The organism is Ancylobacter tetraedralis (genome assembly GCF_014195655.1).
GTDB classification, from domain to species: domain Bacteria; phylum Pseudomonadota; class Alphaproteobacteria; order Rhizobiales; family Xanthobacteraceae; genus Ancylobacter; species Ancylobacter tetraedralis.
The window spans coordinates 248,528-271,432 of the sequence record NZ_JACICD010000004.1; the positions used below are offsets into that span (position 1 = coordinate 248,528).

Sequence of the window (22,905 nt, forward strand, 5' to 3'; positions counted from 1 at the left end):
CTTCACCCCAGAAGCGCTTTCGAGCGAAGCGGACGTCGGTTCGCTCGAAAGCACGTCAAGCCAATAAGCTAGAGCCTTGCCGGAGAACCGGGGTTCCCCGCAAAGGCTCTGGCGCGGGCGAAGGCGTTACGCTTCCGCCCCCGTGCCGGATTGCGATCACACGGGACGGCGCGCCCTGGGTCAAGTGCCGGTATCGCTATCAGGCCCGTTCAGTTGGCGAAGCGGAAATGCAGCACGTCGCCATCGGCGACGACATATTCCTTGCCTTCCAGCCGCAGCCGCCCGGCATCGCGCGCGCCGGCCTCGCCCTTGCCCTTGACGTAGTCGTCGAAAGCGATGGTCTCGGCGCGGATGAAGCCCTTCTCGAAATCCGAGTGGATCACGCCCGCCGCCGCCGGCGCCTTGGTGCCCGCGGTGATGGTCCAGGCGCGGGCTTCCTTCGGGCCGACGGTGAAATAGGTGACGAGCTTCAAGAGTTCATAACCGGTGCGGATGATGCGGTTGAGGCCGGGCTCCTCGAGGTCGATGGCCTCCAGATAGTCCTTCTGCTCGTCGGCCGGCAGCACGGCGATCTCGCTCTCGATCTTGGCCGAGACCACCACCGCCTTCGCGCCTTCCTCGGCCGCGCGGGTAAAGACCTCCGCCGAAAGCGCATTGCCGGCCTTCGCCGAGGCCTCCTCGACATTGCAGACGTACAGAACCGGCTTGGAGGAGAGCAGGCCGAGCATACGGAAGGCCTTCTCCTCCTCCGGCTTCACCTCGACGAGGCGGGCCGGCTTGCCCTCGCGCAGCAGCACCAGCGCGCGGGTCATCAGGTCGAGCAGTTCCTTGGAATCCTTGTCGCCGCCCTTGGCCTTCTTCTCCAGCGCGCCGGCCCGCTTCTCCAGGCTGTCGAGATCGGCCAGCATCAGCTCGGTCTCGATCGTGTCGATGTCGCTGATCGGGGCGAGCTTGCCCTCGACATGGGTGACGTCGGAATCCTCGAAGCAGCGCACCACATGGGCGATGGCGTCGCATTCGCGGATATTGGCGAGGAACTGGTTGCCGAGGCCCTCGCCCTTGGAGGCGCCGCGCACCAGCCCGGCAATGTCGACGAAGGTCAGGCGGGTGGGAATGATCTGGCCGGAGCCGGCGATTGTCGCCAGCGTCTCAAGCCGCGGGTCGGGCACGGCGACGTCGCCGACATTGGGCTCGATGGTGCAGAACGGATAGTTCGCCGCCTGCGCTGCCGCAGTCTGCGTCAGCGCGTTGAAGAGGGTCGACTTGCCGACGTTCGGCAGGCCGACAATGCCGCATTTGAAGCCCATGATGCGATGCTCTGTCCGGTGAGATGTTTGCCGCCGTGGTTAGGCAAGTGGCGCCGCCCGCGCAAGGGGCGAAGAGTGTCGGGGCCGGCGTCGGGACGAAGGCTCTAGCGCTTGCCCGCGCCGGCCAGGTCGACGGTGCCGAAGCCGCGCGCCTCCATGAGAAGATGCAGCCGGCTCTGGAATTCGTCGAGCTTGCGCGCGACCAGCAGCCCGGCCAGCTCGGCGCAGCCATCGCTCACGGCCTCTACCCAGCCCTGCTCGGCCTTGGCGAAGTCGCCCAGAACGAAGCTGTGCACCAGTGCCTTGTCGCCGGGGTGGCCGATGCCGAGGCGCACCCGGCCGTAATCATTGCCGCAATGGGCGGTGATGGAGCGCAGGCCATTGTGCCCGGCATTGCCGCCGCCGATCTTGGCGCGCACCTTGGCGGGGGGCAGGTCGAGTTCGTCATGGAAGGCGAACACGTCCCTGAGTTCGATCTTGTAGAAGCGCTGGGCCTCGGCGACCGCCCGACCGCTCTCGTTCATGAAGGTCTCGGGCAGCAGGGCGAGCACCTTCTGCCCCTCGATCTCGCCTTCGCAGGCCGCGCCCTGGAAGCGACGGCGCCACGGCGAGAAGCGGTGCCGGCGCGCGATCGCGTCCACCACCATGAATCCGATATTGTGCCGGTTGCCGGCATATTTCGGGCCCGGATTGCCGAGGCCGGCGAAGAGGAACACCGCTCATCTCCCTGGAGGACGGCTTCACCGGCAACGACGCCCGTGGCCGGACGGCAAATCCGTCTCCGGTCGAAACGACAGGAGCCGGAAGCGAACTTCCGGCTCCATCGACGTCAGGCGCCGGCGGGCGACAGCCCACCGTGGCGCGGGGCTCAGCCCTTGGCGGCATCCGCGGCGGCGGCGGCGGCCTCGTCGGCCTCGGCCTCCTTGAGGCCGGTCGGCGCGGTGATGGTCGCCAGCGTGTCGTCGCCATGGCCGGCCCAGGTCACGCCCGCCGGCAGGGTGATCGCCGACAGGTGGATCGAATCGCCGAAGCTGTACTGGGCCACGTCGACTTCGATCGCCTCGGGGATCGCATCGGCCGGCGCGTTCAGCGAAACGGCATGCGTGACGATGTTCAGGGTGGCACCCTGCTTGATCGCCGGGGCGCTGTCGTTGTTCAGGAAGTGCACCGGCACGTCGACGGTCAGGCTGGCGCCGGCGACCACGCGCAGGAAGTCGACATGCAGCGGCAGATCCTTGATCGGATCAAGCTGGTAGTCGCGCGGAATGACGCGGTGCTTCTCGCCCTCGATGTCGATGTTGAACAGCGTGGTGAGGAAGTGGCCCGCATAGATGATGCGGGTGATCTCGGTATAGTCGAGCGTGATTCCGACCGGCGCCTTGCCGGCTCCGTAGATGACGGCGGGTACGCGACCGGCGCGGCGTTCTGCACGGGCGGCCCCCTTGCCGATCTTCGTGCGCGCCGACGCCTTCAGTTCCTTGATGGCGGTCATGGCTTGATCCTTACATGGTTGCAAAAGGAGAAGGCCGCTTGCGCGGCCCGGTCCTTCAGGCTTGGCAGGTTTCGCCCGCAGCGCGCCTCCAGGGGTGCGGAAAGGCTGCGGACGGGCGGGCTAATACCAGCAAAAGCGTTGCAGGGCAACGTCCGCAGCGCAGAAGCCGCCCGGCCGGCATGTTGCAAGGGGCCGGCTCAGAACTTGCCGAGCACGCCGGCCTTCACCACGCCACTGGCATTGGCATCGGCCGGCGAGGTCCGCTCCACCGAGATGAAGCGCTCATAGCCGTTCCCCGGCGTGCGCAGCTCCACACCGGCGGTGGTGGTGCGGGAATTGTTCACCTCGACGCTGGCGTCCAGCTTGTGGTCGCCGAGTCCGAGCGGGGCGAGGGGCACGGTATATTTGCTGCCAACCGCCATGTTGTCCGAAACCGAGGGCGCGCTCGTGCTCGCCGAGGCGCTGAGCGTGCCGGTGCTGTAGACGGCGAGATTGTCCTGCTCATAGCCCACCCGGCCGGTGACGGCGGCCGAGGCACCGCCGGCACTGGCGCCGGCCAGGCCCGATTTCGGCGCCGATCCGCTCGCGCTGGTGGAGACGCCGACGCTGGCCGGCCCATGGCTGAGGTCGACGCTGGTCGGCAGCGGATCGGACGATCGAGTCACGGCCGGCTTGCGCTCGGGCAGAAGCTGGTTGGGCGCCGGCGGCGGCTTGACCGGTTCCGGCGTATCGCCGCCCAGACCCAGGTTGAGCACCTGCCAGAGCGAGGGAGCCTCGGGATCCGGCTCGGGCTGCGCGACAACCGGCGTGGCCGCGGGCTCGGCCCCCGGTTGGGGCTCGGCCGGCTGGGCCGCCTGCTGCGCGGCCTCATAGGGGGAGGCGCTCGGGGCCGGTTCGGAATCGTCGGGCGGGGAGACGGTGATGGCGATTCCCTGCCAGGGATTGACGGAGGGCGAGGACGATGCGCGCCCGAGCGACTGAGCCTGTGCGGGGGCGGCGAGGGCCAGCGTCAGCAGCGCGGGAAGGGTGGCTTTGAGCGGGTGCCGGCGCGCGATTCTCGGCGCCGTCATCAGGCAACTTGCCCAGCCCGCACGCAGCATGGGGGTACGCGTCATGTCGTTGTCCGGTTCGTGGTCGCGAGCCGGAACGGTGGCGTCGAACTGTGGAACGATCATGGCGCAGCGCACCATGATCCCGACTTATTATTAAATATCCGGCGGTTAGGTAAAACCGTGCCGTCTGCGGCGTCTCAGTCGAACAGGCTGGAAACGCTCTCTTCATGCGCCGTTCGGCCAATCGCCTCGGCCAGCAGGCTGGCGATCGAGACCACGCGAATATTGCGCGCCACGCGGACCGCTTCGGTCGGCTGGATGGAATCGGTGATCACCAGCTCCTTGAGGTTGGAGGCGGTAACGCGCGCCACAGCCCCGCCCGACAGCACGCCATGGGTAATATAGGCGTGCACCTCGGTGGCGCCGCGCGCCAGCAGCGCATCGGCCGCATTCACCAGCGTGCCGCCGGAATCGATGATGTCGTCGACGAGGATGCAGCGCTTGCCCTTCACATCGCCGATCACATTCATCACCTCGCTCTCGCCCGGCCGCTCGCGACGCTTGTCGACAATCGCGAGCTGGGCGTCGATGCGCTTGGCGAGCGCGCGGGCACGCACCACGCCGCCGACATCCGGCGAGACCACCATGAGGTTCGACAGGTCGAAGCGCGCCTTGATATCCGCCACCATCACCGGCGCCGAGAATAGGTTGTCGGTGGGGATGTCGAAGAAGCCCTGGATCTGGCCGGCATGCAGGTCGACCGTGAGCACGCGGTCGGCGCCGGCATGGGTGATGAGGTTTGCCACCAGCTTGGCGGAGATCGGCGTGCGGCCGGAGGAACGGCGGTCCTGGCGGGCATAGCCGAAATAGGGGATCACCGCGGTGATGCGCCGGGCGGAGGAACGGCGCAGCGCATCGGTGATGATGAGCAGCTCCATGAGATGGTCGTTGGTCGGGAAAGAGGTCGACTGCAGGACGAACACGTCCTTGCCGCGGACGTTTTCCTGAATCTCGACGAAGATTTCCATGTCCGCGAAGCGGCGGACAACCGCCTTGGTCAGCGGCGTCTTCAGATAGGTGCAGATCGCTTCCGCCAGCGGCCGGTTCGCATTGCCGGCGACCAGCTTGATCGACCCGTTATTATTCGACATTTCCGGCGCGCTCCAAGCCGTACTTCCACCGCCGGCCGTCGCATGGCCGTCGCGCAGCCCTGATAGGCGGGCCGGTCGGCGCTGTAAAGACGACTCGTTTTCGCCACGCCCGCTTGTTCGGACGTGTTGCGCCCGGCACGCACGAAAACCCGGCCTCAGGGACGCGCGGCGAAGGTGAGCGCGGGGCCTGCGGGCGCGGCCGGGCTCTCGGCAAAGGCCGCGCCGGGCTCCTCGGCCTCGGATGTGACGGAGCCGGGCGCCGCGGCGTTGCGCGTGCCGGATCCCGGCGTCGCGTCACGGGCGATGGCCGGGCCGTCCGTCGGGTCAATCGGCGGCGAGGCGGCGGGATCCTCGGGCAAGCCGGGCTCTTCGGCAGGGGTGACCGCCGGCCGAGCGGCGCTGGTGGCGGCAGACTTGGGCCGGCCGGTATTGGCGGCGAGGCGGGTGGAAATCTCGTCGAGGCTCTGGGCGGCGATGCGGCCGAGTGTCTCGTCGTCGATCTTGTTCCACACGTCCTTGCCGGGGCCGACCTTCTCGGTTCCGGCGACGCGCAGCACCCGCTCGCGGTCGGCGTCGAACACGTCCCACACCCAGTCGACCTCGCCCTTGCCGTTCTGCACCACGGTGGCGAGATAGCCGCGCACGCGATAGGCGGCCTCGCCCTCGCGCGAGACAATGGGCATCTGGCGGGTTTGCGCCTCGGTGGAGAGATTGGCGACCAGCTTTTCGAAGACCGGCTGCGGCGGGCCATCGATCGAATCGAAGGCGATGGACTGCTTGGCGGGAGAGGCGATGGCGGCGGAGGCGACGGGCTTGCCGCCATTGGTCTGGCAAGCCCCAAGGGCAAGAGCGGCGAGGAGCGCCGCGGTCGTCGGCAGGCGCCGGCTCAGATGCCGGCGGAGTCGATCGATCATGAACCCGTCCCCCTCGTGCCGGCCCGGCCGCGTCTCTCACCGAAGGGCAAGCCCGCAGGTGATTCGCAGCCGTCGTCGGCGGTCCGGGGAAATGGTTAAAACTAATTAACGATTAGGTCCAGAGGGGCATCCGTTAGGCACTCGTTAGCGTTAACGCCGATTAGGAAAGTGCGTCCCAGGCACATGGCGGTGTCGGTTTCGCTGTCCATCAGGATCATGTGGGCGAACATCACCATGCCCGCCTCCAGAACCCAGGGATTGTCCGCATAGAACATCGGCGGGTCCATCCAGGAGGGGGTGAACTTGGCGCCCAGCGAATAGCCGCAGGCGGCGAGGCGATGACTTGAAAGGCCGTGCCCGTCCATCACATGGGCATGGGCCGCGAACACGTCGCCGGCGGTCTTGCCGGGCACCAGCGCGTGGGCGCAGGCCTCCATCGCCTGCTTCGCGGCGGCGAACAGTTCGAGATGACGATCGCGCGGCGGGCCGACCACCACCGTCTCCATCATCGCGGCATGGTAGTGGCGATAGGTGCCGGCCCATTCGAGCGTGATCTGGTCCTCGCTCTCCAGCACGCGGCGGCCGGACTTGTAGCGGCACAGCAGCGCGTCGGTGCCCGAGCCGATGATGAACTCGTTGGCGGGATAGTCGCCGCCGCCCTTGAACACGGCGCCCTGCATGGCGGCGAGCACCTCGCCCTCGTCGATGCCGGGAGCGATGGCGGCGATTGCGGCATCGCGCGCGGCCAGCGCCAGCTTGCCGGCCTGTCGCACATAGAGGATCTCGGCCGGCGATTTCACCACGCGCAGGTGATCCACGAGGCGGGAGGCATCCTCCAGCGTGGCAAAGCCGTCAAAGGCCGCATCGAGCTTCTTGCCGCTGGCGGCGGTGAGGCCGTAGCTCTCATATTCCACGCCGATGCGCCCGCCGGCGCCGCCGAGATCCGCCACCATGGCGCGCAGCTGCTCCTGCGGCGTGGCGTCGGCCCGGTCGGTCCAGATGCGGATATCCTCGATCAGCGAGGTGTGCTGCGCCTGCCGCAGGTCCGCCGAGCGTGTGAGCAGCGCCATCCGCCCATCCGCCCCGAGCCAGAGCGACTGGAAGAAGCAGAAGCCGAACGTGTCATAGCCGGTAAGCCAGTACATGGATTCCTGCTGGAACATCAGCAGGCCATCGAGTTTGCGTGCGGCCAGCTCGGCGAGCAGGCGCTGCTTGCGGCGGGCGAATTCCGGGGCGGTGAAGTGCAGGGCCATGGCCAGATCCTTCGCGTGTCGATCAGGGTTCTCACGTCTACGCGACGCGCTTTGCCCCTCTCCACCGGGGGAAGAGGGGTGAGGTGAGGGGGCTCCCGCCGCCGTGTCACCCCTTACCGACCCGCTTTGCGGGCCACCTCGCCCCGACGGGGAGAGGGACGAGTGAGGCCGTCCGCCCTTCAGACCAGGGTGATGGCGGCGATCAGCCGGCCGTAATCGGGCTCATTGCGATGGGTGGCGCGGCGATAGCTGTAGAAGCGCGCCTCGTCCGCATAGGTATCGAGGCCGAGATCGTCGATCGTGCCGACGCCGAGCGCTTTGAGCCGGGCCCTGATATAGCCGGGCAGGTCGAACCGGGCGTGATCGGTGCGCCCGGACGGCACGAGGAAGCGCTCGTTGGTCGCGTCCAGCCCGATCAGCTTGGCGATGAAGTCGGGGCCGACCTCATAGCTCGGCTGGCGGATGAGCGGGCCGATGGCGGCCACCACGTTCTCGCGCCGGGCGCCCAGTTCCTCCATGCGGGTGAGGGTGGCGTCGAGAATGCCGCCGACCGCGCCCTTCCAGCCGGCATGGGCGGCGCCGACCACGCGCGCCTGCGCATCGGCGAACAGCACCGGCCCGCAATCGGCGATGGAGACACCGGCGGCGATGCCCGGCGTGTTTGTCGCCACCGCATCCGCCTTGGGCCGCTCCGCCCATGGGGTGGAGACGACGACGCAATCGGGCGAATGAACCTGCCAGGCGGTGAGGAGGTGCCCGTCCGGCACACCGAGCGCCGCGGCCATGCGCGCGCGATTTTCGGCGACGCGCTCCTGGTCGTCGCGCGAACCGGTGCCCCCGTTCAGCCCGGCATAGATGCCCTCGGACACGCCGCCTTCGCGGGTGAAGAAGGCGTGTCGGATGCCCGGAAGGGCCTTGAGCGCGTTGGATTCAACCTTCATGCGGCAGTTCCCCGAATGCCTCGCCCGGTGCGAATCCGGCGACGACGCCGAGAGCAGGATGCACGAGAGCGAGCGCCTTGAAGAGGGTTCCCATTTCCGTATCGCCGGTCGCGGTGAGGCGGCGGCGCGCGGCCTCGATCGTGGCGCGGGTCGGCTCATCCGCGTCGCGCATCAGCCGGGCGGCCCGTGCCTCGATGCCGAGCCGCGCCAGCAGCGCGCCCTGTCCGATGGGGCCGAAGGCGCGCGCACCCATGCCGGTGGCGGCGCGGGCGAGAGCCGAGAAATCGACATGGGCGGTGATGTCCGCCTCGCCCGGATGGGCCAGCACATCGTCGCTCGCGTGGGCGCGCAGGGCCTGCAGCGTGTCGCCGAAGCCGCCCGCATAGCCATAATCGATGAACAGCGCGGCTCCCCCACCCGTTGCCAGCCGCGCGCCGAGCCGTTCGGCCAGGGTGAGGCCGGCGGGGCAGATCTCCAGCAGGGCGCCGGGCGATGCCGCGCGCAGCCGCGCCTGCGCCCACTGGTCCAGCCGCGCGCCGGGGCGCAGGCCGAAGGCGAGGGCGCCTTCCGCATCCAGCCCCACCATACGCTCGGCGATACCCTGCGGTGTACGCACGAACTGGCGGATCGGCAGGGCGTCGACGAATTCGTTGGCGAGCAGGATCAGCGGGCCGTCAGGCAGATCCTCGAACGCACCGGCCCAGTCCACGCGATGGCCGGTCAGCGCCGCCGCCTGCCTCTCCCGCAGGCGCGGGGAGGCTTCCACCAGATGGATCCGGGCGGCGGCATGAAAGCCGGGGACCACGCGCGTGGCGCGCAGCATGTCCGCCATCATGGTGCCGCGCCCGGGGCCAAGCTCGGCGAGCACGAAGGCGGGGGGCGAGCCGAGCCGCATCCAGCTATCGGCCGCCCACAGGCCGAGCAACTCGCCGAACATCTGGCTGATTTCCGGCGCGGTGACGAAGTCGCCGGAGGCGCCGAAGGGCTCGCGCGTGGTGTAATAGCCGTGGCGCGGGTGGAACAGGCACAGTTCCATGTAGTCGGCGACGGTGATCGGCCCGTCCTGCGCGATGCGGCGGGCGATCTCCGCGCGCAGCGCCGTCATGCCGGGCTCACCGCATTCAGCTTCGGCCGGCGGCGGGCGCGCAGCACCAGCCAGGCGCCCACGGCGAGCATCGGGAGCGAAAGCACCATGCCCATTGTGACGAAGCCGCCCGCGAGATAGCCGAGCTGCGCGTCCGGCTCGCGGAAGAATTCGACGAAGATGCGCGCGCAGCCATAGAGAAACACGAAGATGCCGGCCACGAGGCCCGGCCGGGCCAGCGCCCCCGCGCGCACCGCGATCATCAGGATCGCGAAGATGGTCAATCCCTCCAGCCCCGCCTCGTAGAGCTGGCTCGGATGGCGGGCGAGCGGGCCGGCATGGGGGAAGACCATGGCCCACGGCACATCGGAGGGGCGGCCCCACAATTCGCCGTTGATGAAATTGGCCAGCCGGCCGAGGAACAGCCCGACCGGCACCACGGTGGCGGCGATGTCGAGCATCGACATGAAGGAGAGCCCGCGCCGGCGCGCGAACAGGTACATCGCGAGGATGGAGCCGAGGAAGCCGCCGTGGAAGGCCATGCCGCCGTGCCAGACGGTCAGCGCCTCCAGCGGATGGGCCGCGTAATAGGGCAGGTTGTAGAACAGCACATAGCCGATGCGCCCGCCGAGGATGACGCCAAAGGCGATCCACACCACCGCGTCGTCGAATTCCTCCGGCGCGATGGGCGACTTGCCGCCCCACAGCGCGGGGGACGCACACAGCCGCTTGGCCATCCACCAGCCGAACAGCAGGCCGGTGACATAAGCCAGCGCGTACCAGCGGATCGCGAACGGGCCGAGCTCGATCAGGATCGGATCGATCTGGGGAAAGGTCAGGGCGAAGAGCGGCGGGGCGAGAAGTGGCGGGCCGAGGAGCAGCATGGCGCGGGCAATGGGGGGTCGGAGGGAGCGGGACGAAAAAGCGGCGGCGCGGCGTCGGCCAGCGTTTCGGACGTGTGGTGCCGGCTGCTCTTGCCTGTCCCGCGTGACGGGATCAAGGCGGGAAAAGCACACGCGGCCCGCGCATCAAACTCCGTGGCACCCTTGCGCACCGCAGCATGCCGCCCCATTCTGCCCGCAAAGCGTTGCTAGCGTGAACGATCCTGCCGGGAGACCATCATGACCCAGACCACCAGCCGCATCTTCGATGATTTCGCCCGTCTGATGAACGACGCGGCCGGCGTCGCCACCGGCGTGCGCCGCGAAGCGGAGAACGTGATGCGCGCGCAGGCCGAGCGCGTGCTGCGCGAGCTCGACGTGGTCACGCGCGAGGAATTCGAGACCGTCAAGGAACTCGCCGCCACCGCGCGCGAGGAAAACGAACGGTTGGAAGCCCGCATCGCGGCGCTCGAGGCCAGGCTTAACCCGCCTGACTCGCTCGGTTGAGGCCGCCCCTGTGGACGCGGCCGCGCGGCCGCATATCGGTGCTTGCGGCAGCGCGGCGAATCCCGACACTTTCCTTCATGGGCTCCGCGCCGGAGCCTGCGGCCAGCCGTCGTAGCGAGGTACGAATCCAGCGCGATAATGTCGATCACGGCAAGACGCTCGCCCTGAGCCCTCGCCGCATTGGCCTTAGGCGCTGCGTGCATTCGACTGCGTGCGTGCCATCCTCGCGAGGTCTTGCATGACCTATACCGATTTCGAAGCCGATACCCGCCTCAATCCCCTCGATCTCATCGAACGCATGGCCGCGCTCAACGAGTGGTCGTTCGAACGTTCGGCGGATGACGAGATCACCCTTTCGATCGAAGGCCGCTGGACCGATTGCCACGTCTCCTTCCAGTGGATGGACGAGGTGGAGGCGCTGCATATCGCCTGCGCCTTCGATCTCAAGGTGCCGGAAAAGCGCAAGACCGAGGTGCTGCGCCTGCTCTCGCTGATCAACGAGCAGATGTGGATCGGCCATTTCGACCTGTGGTCGAAGGAGGGCGTGATCATGTTCCGCCACGCGCTGCTGCTGGCCGGCGCCGAGGCCACCGATCGGCAGTGCGAGGTGCTGATGGAATGCGCCATCGAGGCGGTGGAGCGCTATTTCCCCGCGTTCCAGTTCGTCGTCTGGGCCGGCAAGTCCGCCCGCGAGGCGATGGACGCCACGCTGTTCGAGACCGTCGGCGAGGCGTGAGGGCGCGCCTGTGCGGCGTTTCGCGAGGAGGTGCGGCGAGCGGCGTCACTGCCTCCGCGCACGCCTGTCATCCCGGCCCGCGCGCGGCCCTGGGCTGGGCTGGCGCTTTCGGGAGGGGGCTACGATCCGCGTGCCCTGTCGTTGCGGATCCGCCTGTGGCTGTTCGGGATGCGGGTTCCCGGAAAGGCGGCGACATTCCTGTCCGGCGGAGAATGCGGCGGGACCGGATGCCTGAGTCGCGATCCGTGTGCGCCAAAGTGGTGGATGCCTCACGCGAGGCCGGACACGCCGTTCCGGCACACGCTATGCTGCCCCTGCGCGACGACATTGTCGCCGTGCCGTTCTCCCAAGTCTGAGATTCAGAGTTCTATCATGGCTTCACTTTCCGACATTCCCGGGCGTGTGCTGCTGGTCGGCGCCGGCAAGATGGGCGGCGCGATGCTGGAGGGCTGGCTGGCGCTGGGGCTCGATCCGGCGCGCGCGGCGGTGCTCGATCCCGGCCCGCCGCCCGAGGTCGCGGCGATGATCGAGGCGCGCGGCGTCGCACTCAACCCGCTCAATGGCGGCCCCCCGGCGGTGATGCTGCTGGCGGTCAAGCCGCAGGTGGCGCCGGAGGTGCTGGCCAAGGTGGCGCCGCTGGCGGGGCCGCAGACGCTGATCGTCTCCGTCATGGCCGGGCGCACGCTCGGTTTTCTCGAATCCGCCTTCGAGCCGGGCACGGCGGTGGTGCGCTCCATCCCCAACACGCCGGCAGCCATCGGGCGCGGCGTGACCGTGGCGGTGCCGAACGCGGCGGTGACGCCTCAGCAACTCGCCATCGCCGACAGCCTGCTGCGCGCGACCGGCGGCGTCGAATGGGTCGAGGACGAGGCGCTGATCGATGTCGCGACCGCCGTCTCGGGCTCGGGCCCGGCTTATGTGTTCCTGCTGGCGGAAGCACTGGCGGCGGCGGGCGCCAAGGCCGGCCTGCCGGTCGACATGGCGGACCGGCTGGCGCGGGCGACGGTGTCGGGCGCCGGCGAATTGATCGCGCGATCGGGCATCGATCCGGCGCAGCTGCGCCGCAACGTCACGTCGCCGAACGGCACCACGGCGGCGGCGCTGGCGGTGCTGATGGACGAGGCGAAGGGCTTCGGGCCGCTGCTGGACGAGGCCGTGCAGGCGGCGGCGCGGCGCTCGCGCGAACTGGCGGGCTGAACGGCGCCGGCCCATCCGGCCCGGATGTCACGACCAATTGCGAGGGGTCAAGGCCGGCGCGTGCGGGGGATGATCTTCTCCTCACGCCCCGCCGGCCCTAGATTGAGCAGACGGGCAACGTTCAGGTCAGGAGGTCTTCATGGCACGCTCTTCCGGAACGACGACGAAAGCGGCGAAGGTCGCCGCGCCATCCTCGGCGGCGAGCGAGGCGGCACCCGCCGGTCCGTCCGCGACGCCGACGCCGGCGGACACGCCCCCCTCCGAGAGCCCGGCAGCCGTTGGTCCCTCTTCCGTGCAGGCGCTGCGGGACAAGGCGCTGGCCGGCTTTCTCGCCGTGCTGGCGCATCGCCCGTTCGAGCGCATCGGCCTCGGCGATGTGGCGACGGAGGCGGGACTCTCGCTGGCGGAGCTGCGCGGCGCCTTCGGCTCGACCTTCGACCTGCTGGCCGCCTTCGTGCGCGACACCGATGCGAAGGTGCTCGCAGGGCCCACGGACGACATGGCGGACCAGCCGGCGCGCGACCGGCTGTTCGACGTGCTGATGCGCCGGCTCGACGTGCTGGCCCCGCATCGCCCGGCGCTGCGCTCGCTCGCCGAATCCGCCCGGCGCAACCCGTTCTTCGCGCTGGCGCTGAACCGGCTGGCGGTGCGCTCGCAGCAATGGATGCTGGCGGCGGCAAAGATCGACACGGCCGGCCTCAAGGGCGCGGTGCGCGCGCAGGGGCTGGCGCTGGTCTTTGCCCGGGTGCTGCAGACCTATCTGCGCGATGAGGATCCGGGCCTTGCCCCCACCATGGCTGCACTCGATCGCGAACTGGCCAAGGGCGAGCGCGCGCTCGGCCTTCTCGAAGGCGCGGTCGGCCTGGCGACGGGGGGCCGGCGCGGGCGTCGCTCCAGTGCGCCGCCGCCCTCATCGGAAACGCCCGCCGCCGCCTGAGTTGAACCATCAAGGGAGTAGCCTGCCGTGAGCCTGGCGCCGCTGGAGCCGATTTCTTTCGCCGATTTCCTGAAAGTCGACATCCGGGTCGGCACCATCATCCAGGCCGAGCCCTTTCCGGAGGCGCGCAAGCCGGCGATCAAGCTGGTGATCGATTTCGGCCCGCATATCGGCTGCCGCAAGAGTTCGGCGCAGATCACCGTGCATTACGCGCCGGAGGATCTGGTCGGCCGGCAGGTGGCGGCGGTGGTGAATTTTCCGCCGCGCCAGATCGGCCCGATGATGTCCGAAGTTCTCACCCTCGGCTTTCCCGACGCGGATGGCGCGGTGGTGCTGTTCAAGCCCGACCGCGAGGTGCCCAACGGGGCGCGGCTGTTCTGAGCCGGGTGCCGGTTCGCCTTATCCCCGCGGGGGAGAGGAACGGCCGCGCCATCACACCGGGATGCGCACCATGGCCCGCAGCCCGCCCAGCGGGCTGTCGCTCAACGACACGTCGCCGCCATGCGAGCGGGCGGCATCGCGGGCGATGGTGAGGCCGAGGCCGGAACCACCGGCATCCTGGTTGCGCGCGTCGTCCAGCCGCACGAAGGGGCGGAACACGTCCTCGCGCTTGGCGGCCGGAATGCCCGGGCCGTCATCATCTACCGTCACGATGAGCCAGCGGTCGTCGCGCGTGCCGGTGATCTCCATCCGCGTGCCGTGCCGCCACGCATTGGCGGCAAGATTGGCGAGGCAGCGGCGGAACGCATCGGCACGGATCATCACCATGGGGTCGCCGGTGAAGCTCGCCGTCACCTTCGCGCCGTGGCGCTCGGCGTTGAAGCGCGTATCGTCGACGATGCGGGCAATGTCGGCCACGACCGGCGCCTCGCCGGTGTCGTCGCGGGCGAAGGCGAGATAGGCCTCGAGCATGCTCTGCAGCTCGTCCACATCCTTGCGCAGCGCCTCGGTGTCGGGCGTGTCGCCCATCAGCGCCAGCTCCAGCTTGAAGCGGGTGAGGATGGTGCGCATGTCGTGGCTGACGCCCGCCAGCATGGTGGTGCGCTGCTCGATCTGCCGTTCGATGCGCCGGCGCATCTCGAGGAAGGCGAGCGCCGCGCCGCGCACCTCGCGCGCGCCGCGCGGGCGGAAGCCGGAGACGTCGCGCCCCTTGCCGAAGGCGATGGCCGCGTCCGCCAGCGCCTCGATCGGCTTGATCTGGTTGCGCAGGAACACGATGGCGACGCCGAGCAGCACCAGCGAGGTGCCCACCATCCACACCAGGAAGATGTGCGAGTTGGAGAGATAGGCCTGGCTGCGCCGGGCAAAGACCCGCATCACCGTGCCGTCCAACTGCACCCGCACCTCGATGAGGTTGGAGCGGCCCACCGTGTCGGTCCAGAACGGGCGGCCGAGCCGCTTGCCCAACTCGCCCGTGAAGGCGGAATCGAGGATGGAGAAGAACGGCTTGGTGCCCGGCGGGGGCAGGCGCTCGCCGGGCTGGAAATCGACCGTCAGCCCCATCGTGGTCTGGGCGATCTGCCGGATGCGCTCCTGGTCCTCCGGCGTGGGGAAGCTGACCGCCAGATCGGCAATGGCCGTGATGTCCTGCGACACCGCCGCCGAGAGCCGACGCGTCACGGTATTGTAGTGCCTCTCCATGAAGACGAAGGCGAGCACCGATTGCAGGATCACCATCGGCGTGACGATGATGATGAGCGAGCGGGCATAGAGCCCTTTCGGCATGATGCGGTTGAACCATGCACCGAAGCGGGCATTGTTCTCGCGCATGCGCGCCTGGGTCAGCTTCAGCCGCTCCCGGGCGGCGCCCACCATATGGGTGTCGAGCAGGCTCAAGGCGCGACGACCAGCCGGTAGCCGACGCCGCGTACGGTCTGCACATAGGCGGGATTGGCGGGGTCGCGCTCGATCTTTCGGCGCAGGCGGTTGACCTGCACGTCGACCGCGCGGTCGCCGGCGGCGGCGCCGGGGGCGACCAGCGCCTGCCGCGGCACGGTGTCGCCCGGCCGCTCGCCCAGCACGCGCAGCATGTCGCGCTCGCGATCGGTGAGGCGCACGATTTCGCCCTCGCGGATGAGTTCGCCGCGCTCGATATGGAAGGTGAACGGCCCGAAGCGCAGGGTCTCGATCACCTGCTGCGTCGGGGTGGCGGCGCGCTTGATGATATTGCCGATGCGCAGCAGCAATTCGCGCGGCTCGAACGGCTTGGCGAGATAGTCGTCGGCACCGATTTCCAGCCCCTCGATGCGGTCCGCGGCGTCGGAGCGCGCGGTGAGCATGAGGATCGGCACGCCTGATTCCGCGCGCACCGCGCGGGCGAGGTCGAAGCCGCTTTCGCCCGGCATCATCACGTCGAGGATGAGCAGGTCGAAGGCGATGCCGCCGATCCGCGCGCGGGCGTCGGCCGCCGATTCGGCCGTGCTGACGCGGTAGCCGTGCTCGCTGAGGAAGCGCGAGAGCAGATCGCGGATGCGCCGGTCGTCGTCGACGATCAGCAGGTGGACGGCGTCATCGGCCGGCATGGCGCGGGCGACCTCGTCCGGGGTGGCGTTCAGCATGTTGCGGTCTCCTCAGCCAGCCGGCCGCACGAGGGGCGCGGGCCGGTTGCCCGTCGCACCCAGGCTCCCGCCCGCCGGAGGCGAGGCCTTGCCCGATGCGCCGGAGGTTTTCGCTTCCGCCTGCTGGTCGGCGCGGGCGATGAGCTTTTCCACCGGGCCGCGATCTTCCGGGTCGATCATGGCGACAAGAAAGCGGCGCGCCGTCTCGCGCGAGTCGGGACCGCACTCTTCCAGCGCCCGGCGGATGCGGTGCGACTGCAGGGTGACGAATTGCTGCGCCAGCGCCTCGCCCTTCGGCGTGAGATGGAGCAGCCGCTGGCGGCGGTCGGACGCGCCGGCGCGGCTGTCGATGAAGCCCTGGTCGACCAGCTCGCGCAGCACCCGGCCCAGGCTCTGTTTGGTGATGCGCAGGATGTCGAGCAGGTCCGTCACGCGCATACCAGGGTGGCGATTGACGAAATGCAGCACCCGGTGATGCGCGCGGCCGAAGCCGATGCCTTGCAAGATCTCATCGGGATCACTGACGAAGTTCCTGTAGGCGAAGAAGAAAAGCTCGATCACATCGACCAGCGGATCCCCTTCGCCCAAGCCGCCGGAACGGGCGGGGACGCCGGGATCGCCCTTGGCGGGGCGGGAGGATGCCGAGACATTTATGTCAGCCATGTTGACTTTTTTCGTTATGATCGTTACCCAGATGTCCCGTTCAACGAAAGGATCGTTCGGTTCAGCCGTGCGATCCGCTTCGGAACGGGATAGATTAGCCGCCCCTTCCGGGGGTGGCGAACGATAACGGGACTTCGGCCGCGAGGCAAAGCATTGCGCTCTCGCAGCGGCAGCGAAGCCACCAGGCTGACAGATGTGAGGGCCGCGGCGTCTCCATGGGCGTGGGCGGCCCGTTTGGGAGACTGACCCATGGCAAGCGAGCCTTTCGACAAACGCACGGGCTGGATCTGGTATGACGGCGCCTTCGTGCCGTGGCAGGATGCCCAGGTCCATGTGCTGACCCACGGGCTGCATTATGGCAGCTGCGTATTCGAGGGCGAGCGCGCCTATGGCGGCGAGATTTTCAAGCTCGAGGACCACACGGCGCGCCTCAAGGAAAGCGCCCGGCTGCTCGACTTCGAGATTCCCTATGACGAGGCCGAGATCAACGCGGCCTGCCGCGAGCTGCTGGCGCGGCAGAACCTTTCCGATGCCTATCTGCGCCCGGTGGCGTGGCGCGGCTCGGACATGATGGGTGTCTCGGCGCAGCACAACCAGATCCACCTGGCCATCGCGGCGTGGGAATGGCCGAGCTATTTCGACCCGGCCGAGCGGCTGAAGGGCATCCGCATCGGGCAGGCGAAATATCGCCGCCCCGATCCGCTGACCGCGCCCTCGACCTCGAAGGCGGCGGGCCTGTACATGATCTGCACCATCTCCAAGCATGCCGCCGAGCGCGAAGGTTATGCCGACGCGCTGATGCTGGACTGGCGCGGCCGCGTGGCGGAATGCACCGGCGCCAACATCTTCTTCGCGAAGAACGGCGAATTGCACACGCCGGAGGCCGATGCCTTCCTCAATGGCATCACCCGCAAGACGGTGATCGAGCTGGCCAAGCGCCGCGGCATCGCCGTGCATGAGCGCGCGATCCTGCCGGAGGAGCTGGAGAGCTTCGACGAGTGCTTCATCACCGGCACTGCCGCCGAGGTGACGCCGGTCTCCGAGATCGCCGGCCGCCACTACCAGCCCGGCCCGGTGACCAAGCAGCTGTTCGACGACTACACGGCCGAGGTGCAGCCCAAGAAGGCGGCGGCCTGAGGCTGTTTCCAGATCGACGACATGAAAATGCCGGCCTTCGGGCCGGCATTTTGCTGTTCCTCGTGATGATCCGGAGCGGGTGGCTCACCCCCACCGTCCCGCCGCCGTATCGTCCGTGTCCTTGGCGGCGACCCAGCTGCGGGCGGCCTCGCGCTCTTCCAGCTTCCAGAACGGCGCGCGGGTCTTCAGCCAGTCCATGAGGAATTCGGCGGCCTCGAAGGCGGCGGTACGGTGCGACGAAGCCGTGACGACCAGCACGATATTGTCGCCGGGGATCATCCGGCCGAAGCGGTGGATGACGGTGGCGCCGGTCAGCGGCCAGCGCGTGCGGGCCTCCTCGACGAGCCGGGCGATTTCCTCCTCCGCCATGCCGGGATAATGTTCCAGCGTCAGCGCCACCAGCCGCGCGCCGCCGGGTGCGATGTCGTCGCGGCACAGGCCGGTGAAGGTGACGACCGCGCCGATATCGGTGCGGCCTTGCGCCAGCGCGGCAATCTCCGCGGCGGCGTCGAATTGGCCAGCCTGAATGCGGACGGTGAACATGCCGTCCTCCTGTTCGAGCGAAGAAAACGCGTTGAGACAAATTGGCAGAGCCATTCGGGCGAACCGGCGTTCACCGGAATGGCTCTAGCCGCCCGTCATGGGCGGGAAAAACGCCACTTCGCGCGCCGCGCCGAGCGGGGTATCCGGCCTTGCGTGGGTGCGGTCGAGCGCGGCGCGCACCACGCTGGGGTTCTCGAAGGCATGGGCATAGCCTTCGCCGCGCTCTTTCAGGAAGGCCGCGAGGTCGGCCACGGTGCGCACGGAAGCCGGCGGATCGACCTCCTCGGCCTCCAGCCCGATACGCTCGCGCACCCAGGCAAAATAGAGAATCTTCACCGGCCGTCCCCGATCAGGTGCCGCGCGCCGGCGCGGAAATAATCCCACCCGGTATAGAGCGTGAGCACGGCGGCGATCCACAAAAGCACGATGCCGCCCAGCGTGATGCCCGGCACCAGCTTGTCCGCCGCCGGGCCCGCCAGTAGCACGCCGACCGCCACCAGCTGCGCGGTGGTCTTCCATTTGGCGAGCTGCGTCACCGGCACGCTCACGCGCAGTTCCGCGAGAAATTCGCGCAGGCCCGAGACCAGGATCTCTCGGCAGAGGATGACCACGGCCGCCCAGAGCGACCAGCCGCGAATGGTGCCGTCCGAGGCCAGCATGAGCAGCGACGTGGAGACCAGCAGCTTGTCCGCGATGGGGTCCAGCATGCGGCCGATGGCCGATTGCTGCTGCCAGGCGCGGGCGAGATAGCCGTCGAAGAAGTCCGTGATGGCGGCGACGATGTAGAGCACCAGCGCCAGCCAGCGCAGCCACAGCCCGCCTTCGAGGATGTCGGCCCAGAACAGGCAGCCGGCCACTAGCGGCACCGCGACGCAGCGGCCATAGGTGAGGATATTTGGCAGCGAAAAGGCGTGACCGCGGCTCATCTTGCCCGGCTCCTGCTGGCTGCTCGCGACATCGGCCATGGCTTGTCCGTCTCCCACACGACGGACGTAATCACGCGGCAGGTTCGCGTCAATCTCGTCCGCCGCAATCTCATCCCGGTCACTCTCAACAATGCATGATGCGCGCGGGCTGTGACCATCGCATGGCCATGGCCCATGGCCGAACTATCCCGACCGTGCGTGAAAGAAATCGTAAACCGCCCGCGCCGTCGCCGCGTTGACGCCGGGCACGCCTTCGAGATCGGCCAGCGAGGCGCGCTCAATCGCCTTGAGCGTGCCGAAATGGCGCAGTAGCGCGCGCTTGCGGGTCGGCCCGATGCCGGGAATTTCCTGCAGCCCGGCCTGGGTGATGTCCTTCTTGCGCCGCGCGCGATGCGAACCGATGGCGAAACGGTGCGCCTCGTCGCGCAGGCGCTGGATGAAATAGAGCACGGGGTCGCGTGCTTCCAGCCGGAACGGCTCGCGTCCCTCGACATGGAAGGTCTCGCGGCCGGCATCCCGGTCCGGGCCCTTGGCGACGCCGACCAGCGGCACGTCCTTGATGCCGAGCGCGGCCAGCGTCTCCGCCGTCGCCTTGAGCTGCCCCGGGCCGCCGTCGATCAGCACGAGGTCCGGCCACGCGGTGTTGGCGGCGGAAGCGTCCTCGTCTCCCTCTGCCCGACGGGGAGAGGGCTGGGGCGAGGGGAGGGTGGAGGGCGATGCCTCCCCCTCACCCGCCGGCTGCTCCGTCGACCTCTCCCCGTCGGGGAGAGGGGAAGTATCGCGGGGCGCTTCCTTCAGCAGGCGGGAGAAGCGACGGGTCAGCACTTCGCGCATCATGCCGTAATCGTCACCGGGGGTGAGGTCGGCCGACTTGATGTTGAACTTGCGGTACTGGCTCTTGGCGAAGCCTTCCGGCCCGGCCACGATCATGCCGCCCACCGCGTTGGTGCCCATGATGTGGCTGTTGTCATAGACCTCGATGCGCTTCGGGCTTGCCGGCAGGGAGAAGGCACGGGCCAGCTCGTCCAGCAGCCGGGCCTGGCTGGCGCTCTCGGCCAGCTTGCGGCCGAGCGCCTCGCGGGCGTTCTGCAAGGCGTGCTCGACAAGTTCGCGCTTCTCGCCGCGCCGGGGCGTGGCGATCTCCACCCGATGCCCGGCGCGGGTGGCCAGCGCCTCCTCCAGCAATTCGCGCTCGGCGATGTCATGGCTGAGCAGGACGAGGCGGGGGCAGGGCTTGTCCTCGTAGAACTGGGCGAGGAAGGATTCCAGCACCTCGCCGGGCTCCAGCGAACGGTCGGCGCGCGGGTAGAGCGCGTGGTTGCCCCAGTTCTGCCCGGTGCGGAAGAAGAACACCTGCACGCAGGTCGCCCCGCCTTCCTGGTGGATGGCGAACACGTCCGCCTCTTCCACGCCGCGCGGATTGATCCCTTGCGTGCCCTGCACGGCGGAAAGTGCGGCGAGGCGATCGCGCAGCACGGCGGCGCGCTCGAATTCCAGCTCCTCGGCAGCGGATTCCATCTCGCGGGCAAGCTGCTCCTTCACCACCCGGCTCTTGCCGGACAGGAACTCGCGCGCCTCGCGGACATATTCGCCATAGTCGGCGTGGCTCACCTCGCCGGTGCAGGGGCCGGCGCAGCGCTTGATCTGGAACAGGAGGCAGGGGCGGGTGCGCGCCTCGTAGAACGAGTCCGAGCAGGAGCGCACCAGGAACGCCTTCTGCAGCGCGTTGATGGTGCGGTTTACGGCCCAGACCGAGGCGAAGGGCCCGTAATAGTCGCCCGGCCGGTTGCGCGCGCCGCGATGCTTGGTGATCTGCGGGGCGCCATGGTCGCGGGTGATGAGGATATAGGGAAACGACTTGTCGTCGCGCAGCAGCACGTTGAAGCGGGGGCGCAACTGCTTGATGAGGTTGGCTTCCAGCAGAAGCGCCTCGGTCTCCGTGCCGGTGGAGACGAATTCCATCTCGGCGGTGCCCGCCACCATGCGCATGATGCGGGCGGTGAGCCCGGTCGGCCGCGTATAGGCGACGATGCGGCGCTTGATGCTCTTGGCCTTGCCGACATAGAGCACGCTGCCGTCCGAGCCGATCATGCGATACACGCCCGGGCCGTTTGGCGCGTGCTTGAGCGCGCGCAGGATCGCCGCCCGGCCCAGCGCGACGGTGCCGGCGGCGGGCTCGATCTCCTCGCTCTCCTCGGCAACGAGCAGCAGCTCGTCCTCGGTCTCCGCGCCGGCGAATTCGTCGGCGTCGTCGAGATCGGGGTCGAGATCGGTCGCTTGTGTGGGATGTCGGCTCATACGCGCGCAACATAAGGATTCGGGGGCCTGTACAACAGGGGGCGGGCAACGGATGGCGTCGCGACGCGGCGGTCCTGTGCAGAGGTGACGCATGGGCAGCGTTGCGGCGCCGGCGCGGCGCGTGCTAAGCGGGCGCATCATGAGCGATCGCGCGCACCGTCATCTCGTCCTTCTGCTTACCGGCGCCCCGGGCGTCCGGCGGGACGACTGATCGCGACCGATCGGTCTGCCACCGGCACGCGGGATGCGCGCCGCCGGTTCTTCCGATCCAGGGTGCCGCCCGCCTGCCTCGACCACGAGGTCTACATTTCCATGTCCAGCGTTCCCGAGCCGGCCACCCCCGGCGCGTCGGTTGCCGAGGCATCGTCCGCCGCGCCGGCCGTTCTCCACGCAGCTGCCCCCGTGCCTGCGGAGGGGCTGCCGCTCGCCGGCTATGCGCTCGGCGCGGCGGGGGCGATCTTGTTCGCCTCCAAGGGCATCATCATCAAGCTCGCCTATGGCGAGGGCATCGATGCCGAGACGTTGCTCGCGCTGCGCATGGCGTTCTCGCTGCCGTTCTACCTGGTGATCGGGGCGTTCGCACTGCGCGGGCTGCGCATGCGGGGCGAAGCCCTGCCGACGACCCGGGTCGTGCTGCAGTCGGCCGGCGTCGGCGCGCTGGGCTACTGGTTCTCCAGCTATGTCGACTTCCTTGGCCTGCACTATATCTCCGCCTCGTTCGAGCGGCTGATCCTGTTCACCTACCCGCTCTATGTGGTGCTGTTCGGGGCGCTGCTGTTCCGCCAGCCGGTCCGGCTGAAGGTACTGTGGACCTTCGCGGTGGCCTATGCCGGCCTCGCTTTGATCTTCGCGGAAGGGCTGGCGACGATCGGCGCGGACGTCGCGCGCGGGGCGAGCCTCGTCAGCGTGTGTGCGATCAGCTTCGCGCTCTACCAGCTGATGGCGCGCCGGCTGCTCAACCATATCGGCTCGGCGCTGTTCACCTGCATCGCCATGATCTCGGCCTCGGTGCTCGCCATCGGGCAGTTCTCGCTGCTGCGTCCGCTCGATTCGCTGCTGGTGTCGCGGCACATGCTGGCGCTGGGGCTGATGATCGCGATCGGCGCCACGGTGCTGCCGAGCTTCCTGATGAACGCGGCGCTCAAGCGCATTTCCGCGCAGGCCAATTCGATGATCAGCACGGTGAGCCCGGTGGCCACGATGATGCTGGCGTTCCTCGTGCTGGGCGAGGCGGCCTCCATGGTCGAGCTTGCGGGCGCGGGACTGGTGCTGGCCAGCATCGGCTGGTTCACCCTCAGCGACAGCCGGCGGCGCTGAGCGATCGGCCG

Annotated in this window: 24 protein-coding genes; 7 read left to right on the forward strand and 17 right to left on the reverse strand. The window is 68.7% G+C overall.

The features are described 5' to 3' along the window. Positions 1-209: 209 nt before the first annotated feature. The 10 genes from ychF to lgt all read right to left on the reverse strand — a co-directional run bounded on the left by ychF (position 210) and on the right by lgt (position 10,078). Positions 210-1,307 carry a redox-regulated ATPase YchF gene (ychF, locus tag FHS55_RS12215; protein ID WP_183190027.1) on the reverse strand — a complete coding sequence of 366 codons (1,098 nt, stop codon included), beginning with the start codon at positions 1,305-1,307 and terminating at the stop codon, positions 210-212. A gap of 104 nt (positions 1,308-1,411) precedes the next feature. Continuing rightward, complete coding sequence (pth, locus tag FHS55_RS12220) at positions 1,412-2,023, reverse strand: aminoacyl-tRNA hydrolase (RefSeq protein ID WP_183190028.1); 612 nt, start codon at positions 2,021-2,023, stop codon at positions 1,412-1,414. A 152-nt stretch (positions 2,024-2,175) separates the two neighbouring features. Then, positions 2,176-2,799 carry a 50S ribosomal protein L25/general stress protein Ctc gene (locus FHS55_RS12225; protein ID WP_183190029.1) on the reverse strand — a complete coding sequence of 208 codons (624 nt, stop codon included), beginning with the start codon at positions 2,797-2,799 and terminating at the stop codon, positions 2,176-2,178. Positions 2,800-2,996: 197 nt separating this feature from the next. Next, complete coding sequence (locus FHS55_RS12230; protein ID WP_183190030.1) at positions 2,997-3,914, reverse strand: hypothetical protein; 918 nt, start codon at positions 3,912-3,914, stop codon at positions 2,997-2,999. A 134-nt stretch (positions 3,915-4,048) separates the two neighbouring features. After that, positions 4,049-5,002, reverse strand: coding sequence for a ribose-phosphate pyrophosphokinase (locus tag FHS55_RS12235; protein WP_183190031.1), 954 nt, complete (start codon positions 5,000-5,002; stop codon positions 4,049-4,051). A gap of 155 nt (positions 5,003-5,157) precedes the next feature. After that, complete coding sequence (locus tag FHS55_RS12240; protein WP_183190032.1) at positions 5,158-5,916, reverse strand: hypothetical protein; 759 nt, start codon at positions 5,914-5,916, stop codon at positions 5,158-5,160. 101 nt (positions 5,917-6,017) lie between these two features. Further along, positions 6,018-7,169, reverse strand: a complete 1,152-nt coding sequence (locus tag FHS55_RS12245; protein WP_183190033.1) for a M24 family metallopeptidase — start codon at positions 7,167-7,169, stop codon at positions 6,018-6,020. Between the two features lie 179 nt (positions 7,170-7,348). After that, positions 7,349-8,110 (reverse strand): peptidoglycan editing factor PgeF, encoded by a 762-nt coding sequence (pgeF, locus tag FHS55_RS12250; protein ID WP_183190034.1) that lies wholly within the window; start codon positions 8,108-8,110, stop codon positions 7,349-7,351. Further along, a complete protein-coding gene (locus FHS55_RS12255) occupies positions 8,100-9,215 on the reverse strand; it encodes a class I SAM-dependent methyltransferase (protein ID WP_183190035.1) in 1,116 nt (371 codons plus the stop codon). Before FHS55_RS12255 ends, pgeF begins: the two co-directional genes overlap by 11 nt. Then, positions 9,212-10,078 (reverse strand): prolipoprotein diacylglyceryl transferase, encoded by an 867-nt coding sequence (gene lgt / locus FHS55_RS12260; RefSeq protein ID WP_183190036.1) that lies wholly within the window; start codon positions 10,076-10,078, stop codon positions 9,212-9,214. Before lgt ends, FHS55_RS12255 begins: the two co-directional genes overlap by 4 nt. Positions 10,079-10,315: 237 nt before the next feature. Here lgt and FHS55_RS12265 point away from each other — a divergent pair, with 237 nt between their 5' ends. From FHS55_RS12265 to FHS55_RS12285, 5 genes are all read left to right on the forward strand, one after another. Further along, the gene (locus FHS55_RS12265) at positions 10,316-10,582 is read left to right on the forward strand and encodes an accessory factor UbiK family protein (protein ID WP_183190037.1); all 267 of its coding nucleotides are present in this window, start codon (positions 10,316-10,318) and stop codon (positions 10,580-10,582) included. A 238-nt stretch (positions 10,583-10,820) separates the two neighbouring features. After that, positions 10,821-11,318: a type III secretion system chaperone family protein gene (locus FHS55_RS12270; protein WP_183190038.1), complete on the forward strand. Its 498-nt coding sequence runs from the start codon at positions 10,821-10,823 to the stop codon at positions 11,316-11,318. A 372-nt stretch (positions 11,319-11,690) separates the two neighbouring features. Continuing rightward, positions 11,691-12,515: a pyrroline-5-carboxylate reductase gene (gene proC / locus FHS55_RS12275; protein WP_183190039.1), complete on the forward strand. Its 825-nt coding sequence runs from the start codon at positions 11,691-11,693 to the stop codon at positions 12,513-12,515. Between the two features lie 139 nt (positions 12,516-12,654). Next, positions 12,655-13,452 (forward strand): TetR/AcrR family transcriptional regulator, encoded by a 798-nt coding sequence (locus tag FHS55_RS12280; protein WP_246340086.1) that lies wholly within the window; start codon positions 12,655-12,657, stop codon positions 13,450-13,452. A gap of 27 nt (positions 13,453-13,479) precedes the next feature. Then, positions 13,480-13,833 carry a tRNA-binding protein gene (locus FHS55_RS12285; protein ID WP_183190040.1) on the forward strand — a complete coding sequence of 118 codons (354 nt, stop codon included), beginning with the start codon at positions 13,480-13,482 and terminating at the stop codon, positions 13,831-13,833. 51 nt (positions 13,834-13,884) lie between these two features. On the opposite strand, the gene FHS55_RS12290 is transcribed toward FHS55_RS12285, so the two are convergent. Genes FHS55_RS12290 through FHS55_RS12300 form a run of 3 tightly spaced genes read right to left on the reverse strand, consistent with a single transcriptional unit; the run spans position 13,885 to position 16,673 of the window. After that, positions 13,885-15,288 carry an ATP-binding protein gene (locus FHS55_RS12290; RefSeq protein WP_425485808.1) on the reverse strand — a complete coding sequence of 468 codons (1,404 nt, stop codon included), beginning with the start codon at positions 15,286-15,288 and terminating at the stop codon, positions 13,885-13,887. Next, the gene (locus FHS55_RS12295; RefSeq protein WP_183190041.1) at positions 15,285-16,010 is read right to left on the reverse strand and encodes a response regulator; all 726 of its coding nucleotides are present in this window, start codon (positions 16,008-16,010) and stop codon (positions 15,285-15,287) included. Before FHS55_RS12295 ends, FHS55_RS12290 begins: the two co-directional genes overlap by 4 nt. A gap of 12 nt (positions 16,011-16,022) precedes the next feature. Continuing rightward, positions 16,023-16,673 (reverse strand): MarR family winged helix-turn-helix transcriptional regulator, encoded by a 651-nt coding sequence (locus FHS55_RS12300; protein WP_183190042.1) that lies wholly within the window; start codon positions 16,671-16,673, stop codon positions 16,023-16,025. 249 nt (positions 16,674-16,922) lie between these two features. Between FHS55_RS12300 and FHS55_RS12305 the strand changes: the two genes are divergently transcribed. Continuing rightward, positions 16,923-17,810: a branched-chain amino acid aminotransferase gene (locus FHS55_RS12305; protein WP_183190043.1), complete on the forward strand. Its 888-nt coding sequence runs from the start codon at positions 16,923-16,925 to the stop codon at positions 17,808-17,810. Between the two features lie 84 nt (positions 17,811-17,894). On the opposite strand, the gene FHS55_RS12310 is transcribed toward FHS55_RS12305, so the two are convergent. The 4 genes from FHS55_RS12310 to uvrC form a co-directional block, all read right to left on the reverse strand. Beyond that, the gene (locus FHS55_RS12310; protein ID WP_183190044.1) at positions 17,895-18,353 is read right to left on the reverse strand and encodes a molybdenum cofactor biosynthesis protein MoaE; all 459 of its coding nucleotides are present in this window, start codon (positions 18,351-18,353) and stop codon (positions 17,895-17,897) included. A gap of 84 nt (positions 18,354-18,437) precedes the next feature. Next, positions 18,438-18,689, reverse strand: a complete 252-nt coding sequence (gene moaD / locus FHS55_RS12315) for a molybdopterin converting factor subunit 1 (protein ID WP_183190045.1) — start codon at positions 18,687-18,689, stop codon at positions 18,438-18,440. Further along, entirely contained in the window at positions 18,686-19,279 is a 594-nt protein-coding gene (gene pgsA, locus FHS55_RS12320; protein WP_183190293.1) for a CDP-diacylglycerol--glycerol-3-phosphate 3-phosphatidyltransferase, read from the reverse strand. Before pgsA ends, moaD begins: the two co-directional genes overlap by 4 nt. A 183-nt stretch (positions 19,280-19,462) precedes the next feature. Continuing rightward, positions 19,463-21,577 carry an excinuclease ABC subunit UvrC gene (gene uvrC / locus FHS55_RS12325; protein WP_183190046.1) on the reverse strand — a complete coding sequence of 705 codons (2,115 nt, stop codon included), beginning with the start codon at positions 21,575-21,577 and terminating at the stop codon, positions 19,463-19,465. A gap of 312 nt (positions 21,578-21,889) precedes the next feature. Here uvrC and FHS55_RS12330 point away from each other — a divergent pair, with 312 nt between their 5' ends. Further along, positions 21,890-22,894 carry a DMT family transporter gene (locus FHS55_RS12330; protein ID WP_183190047.1) on the forward strand — a complete coding sequence of 335 codons (1,005 nt, stop codon included), beginning with the start codon at positions 21,890-21,892 and terminating at the stop codon, positions 22,892-22,894. The last annotated feature ends 11 nt before the right edge of the window (positions 22,895-22,905 follow it).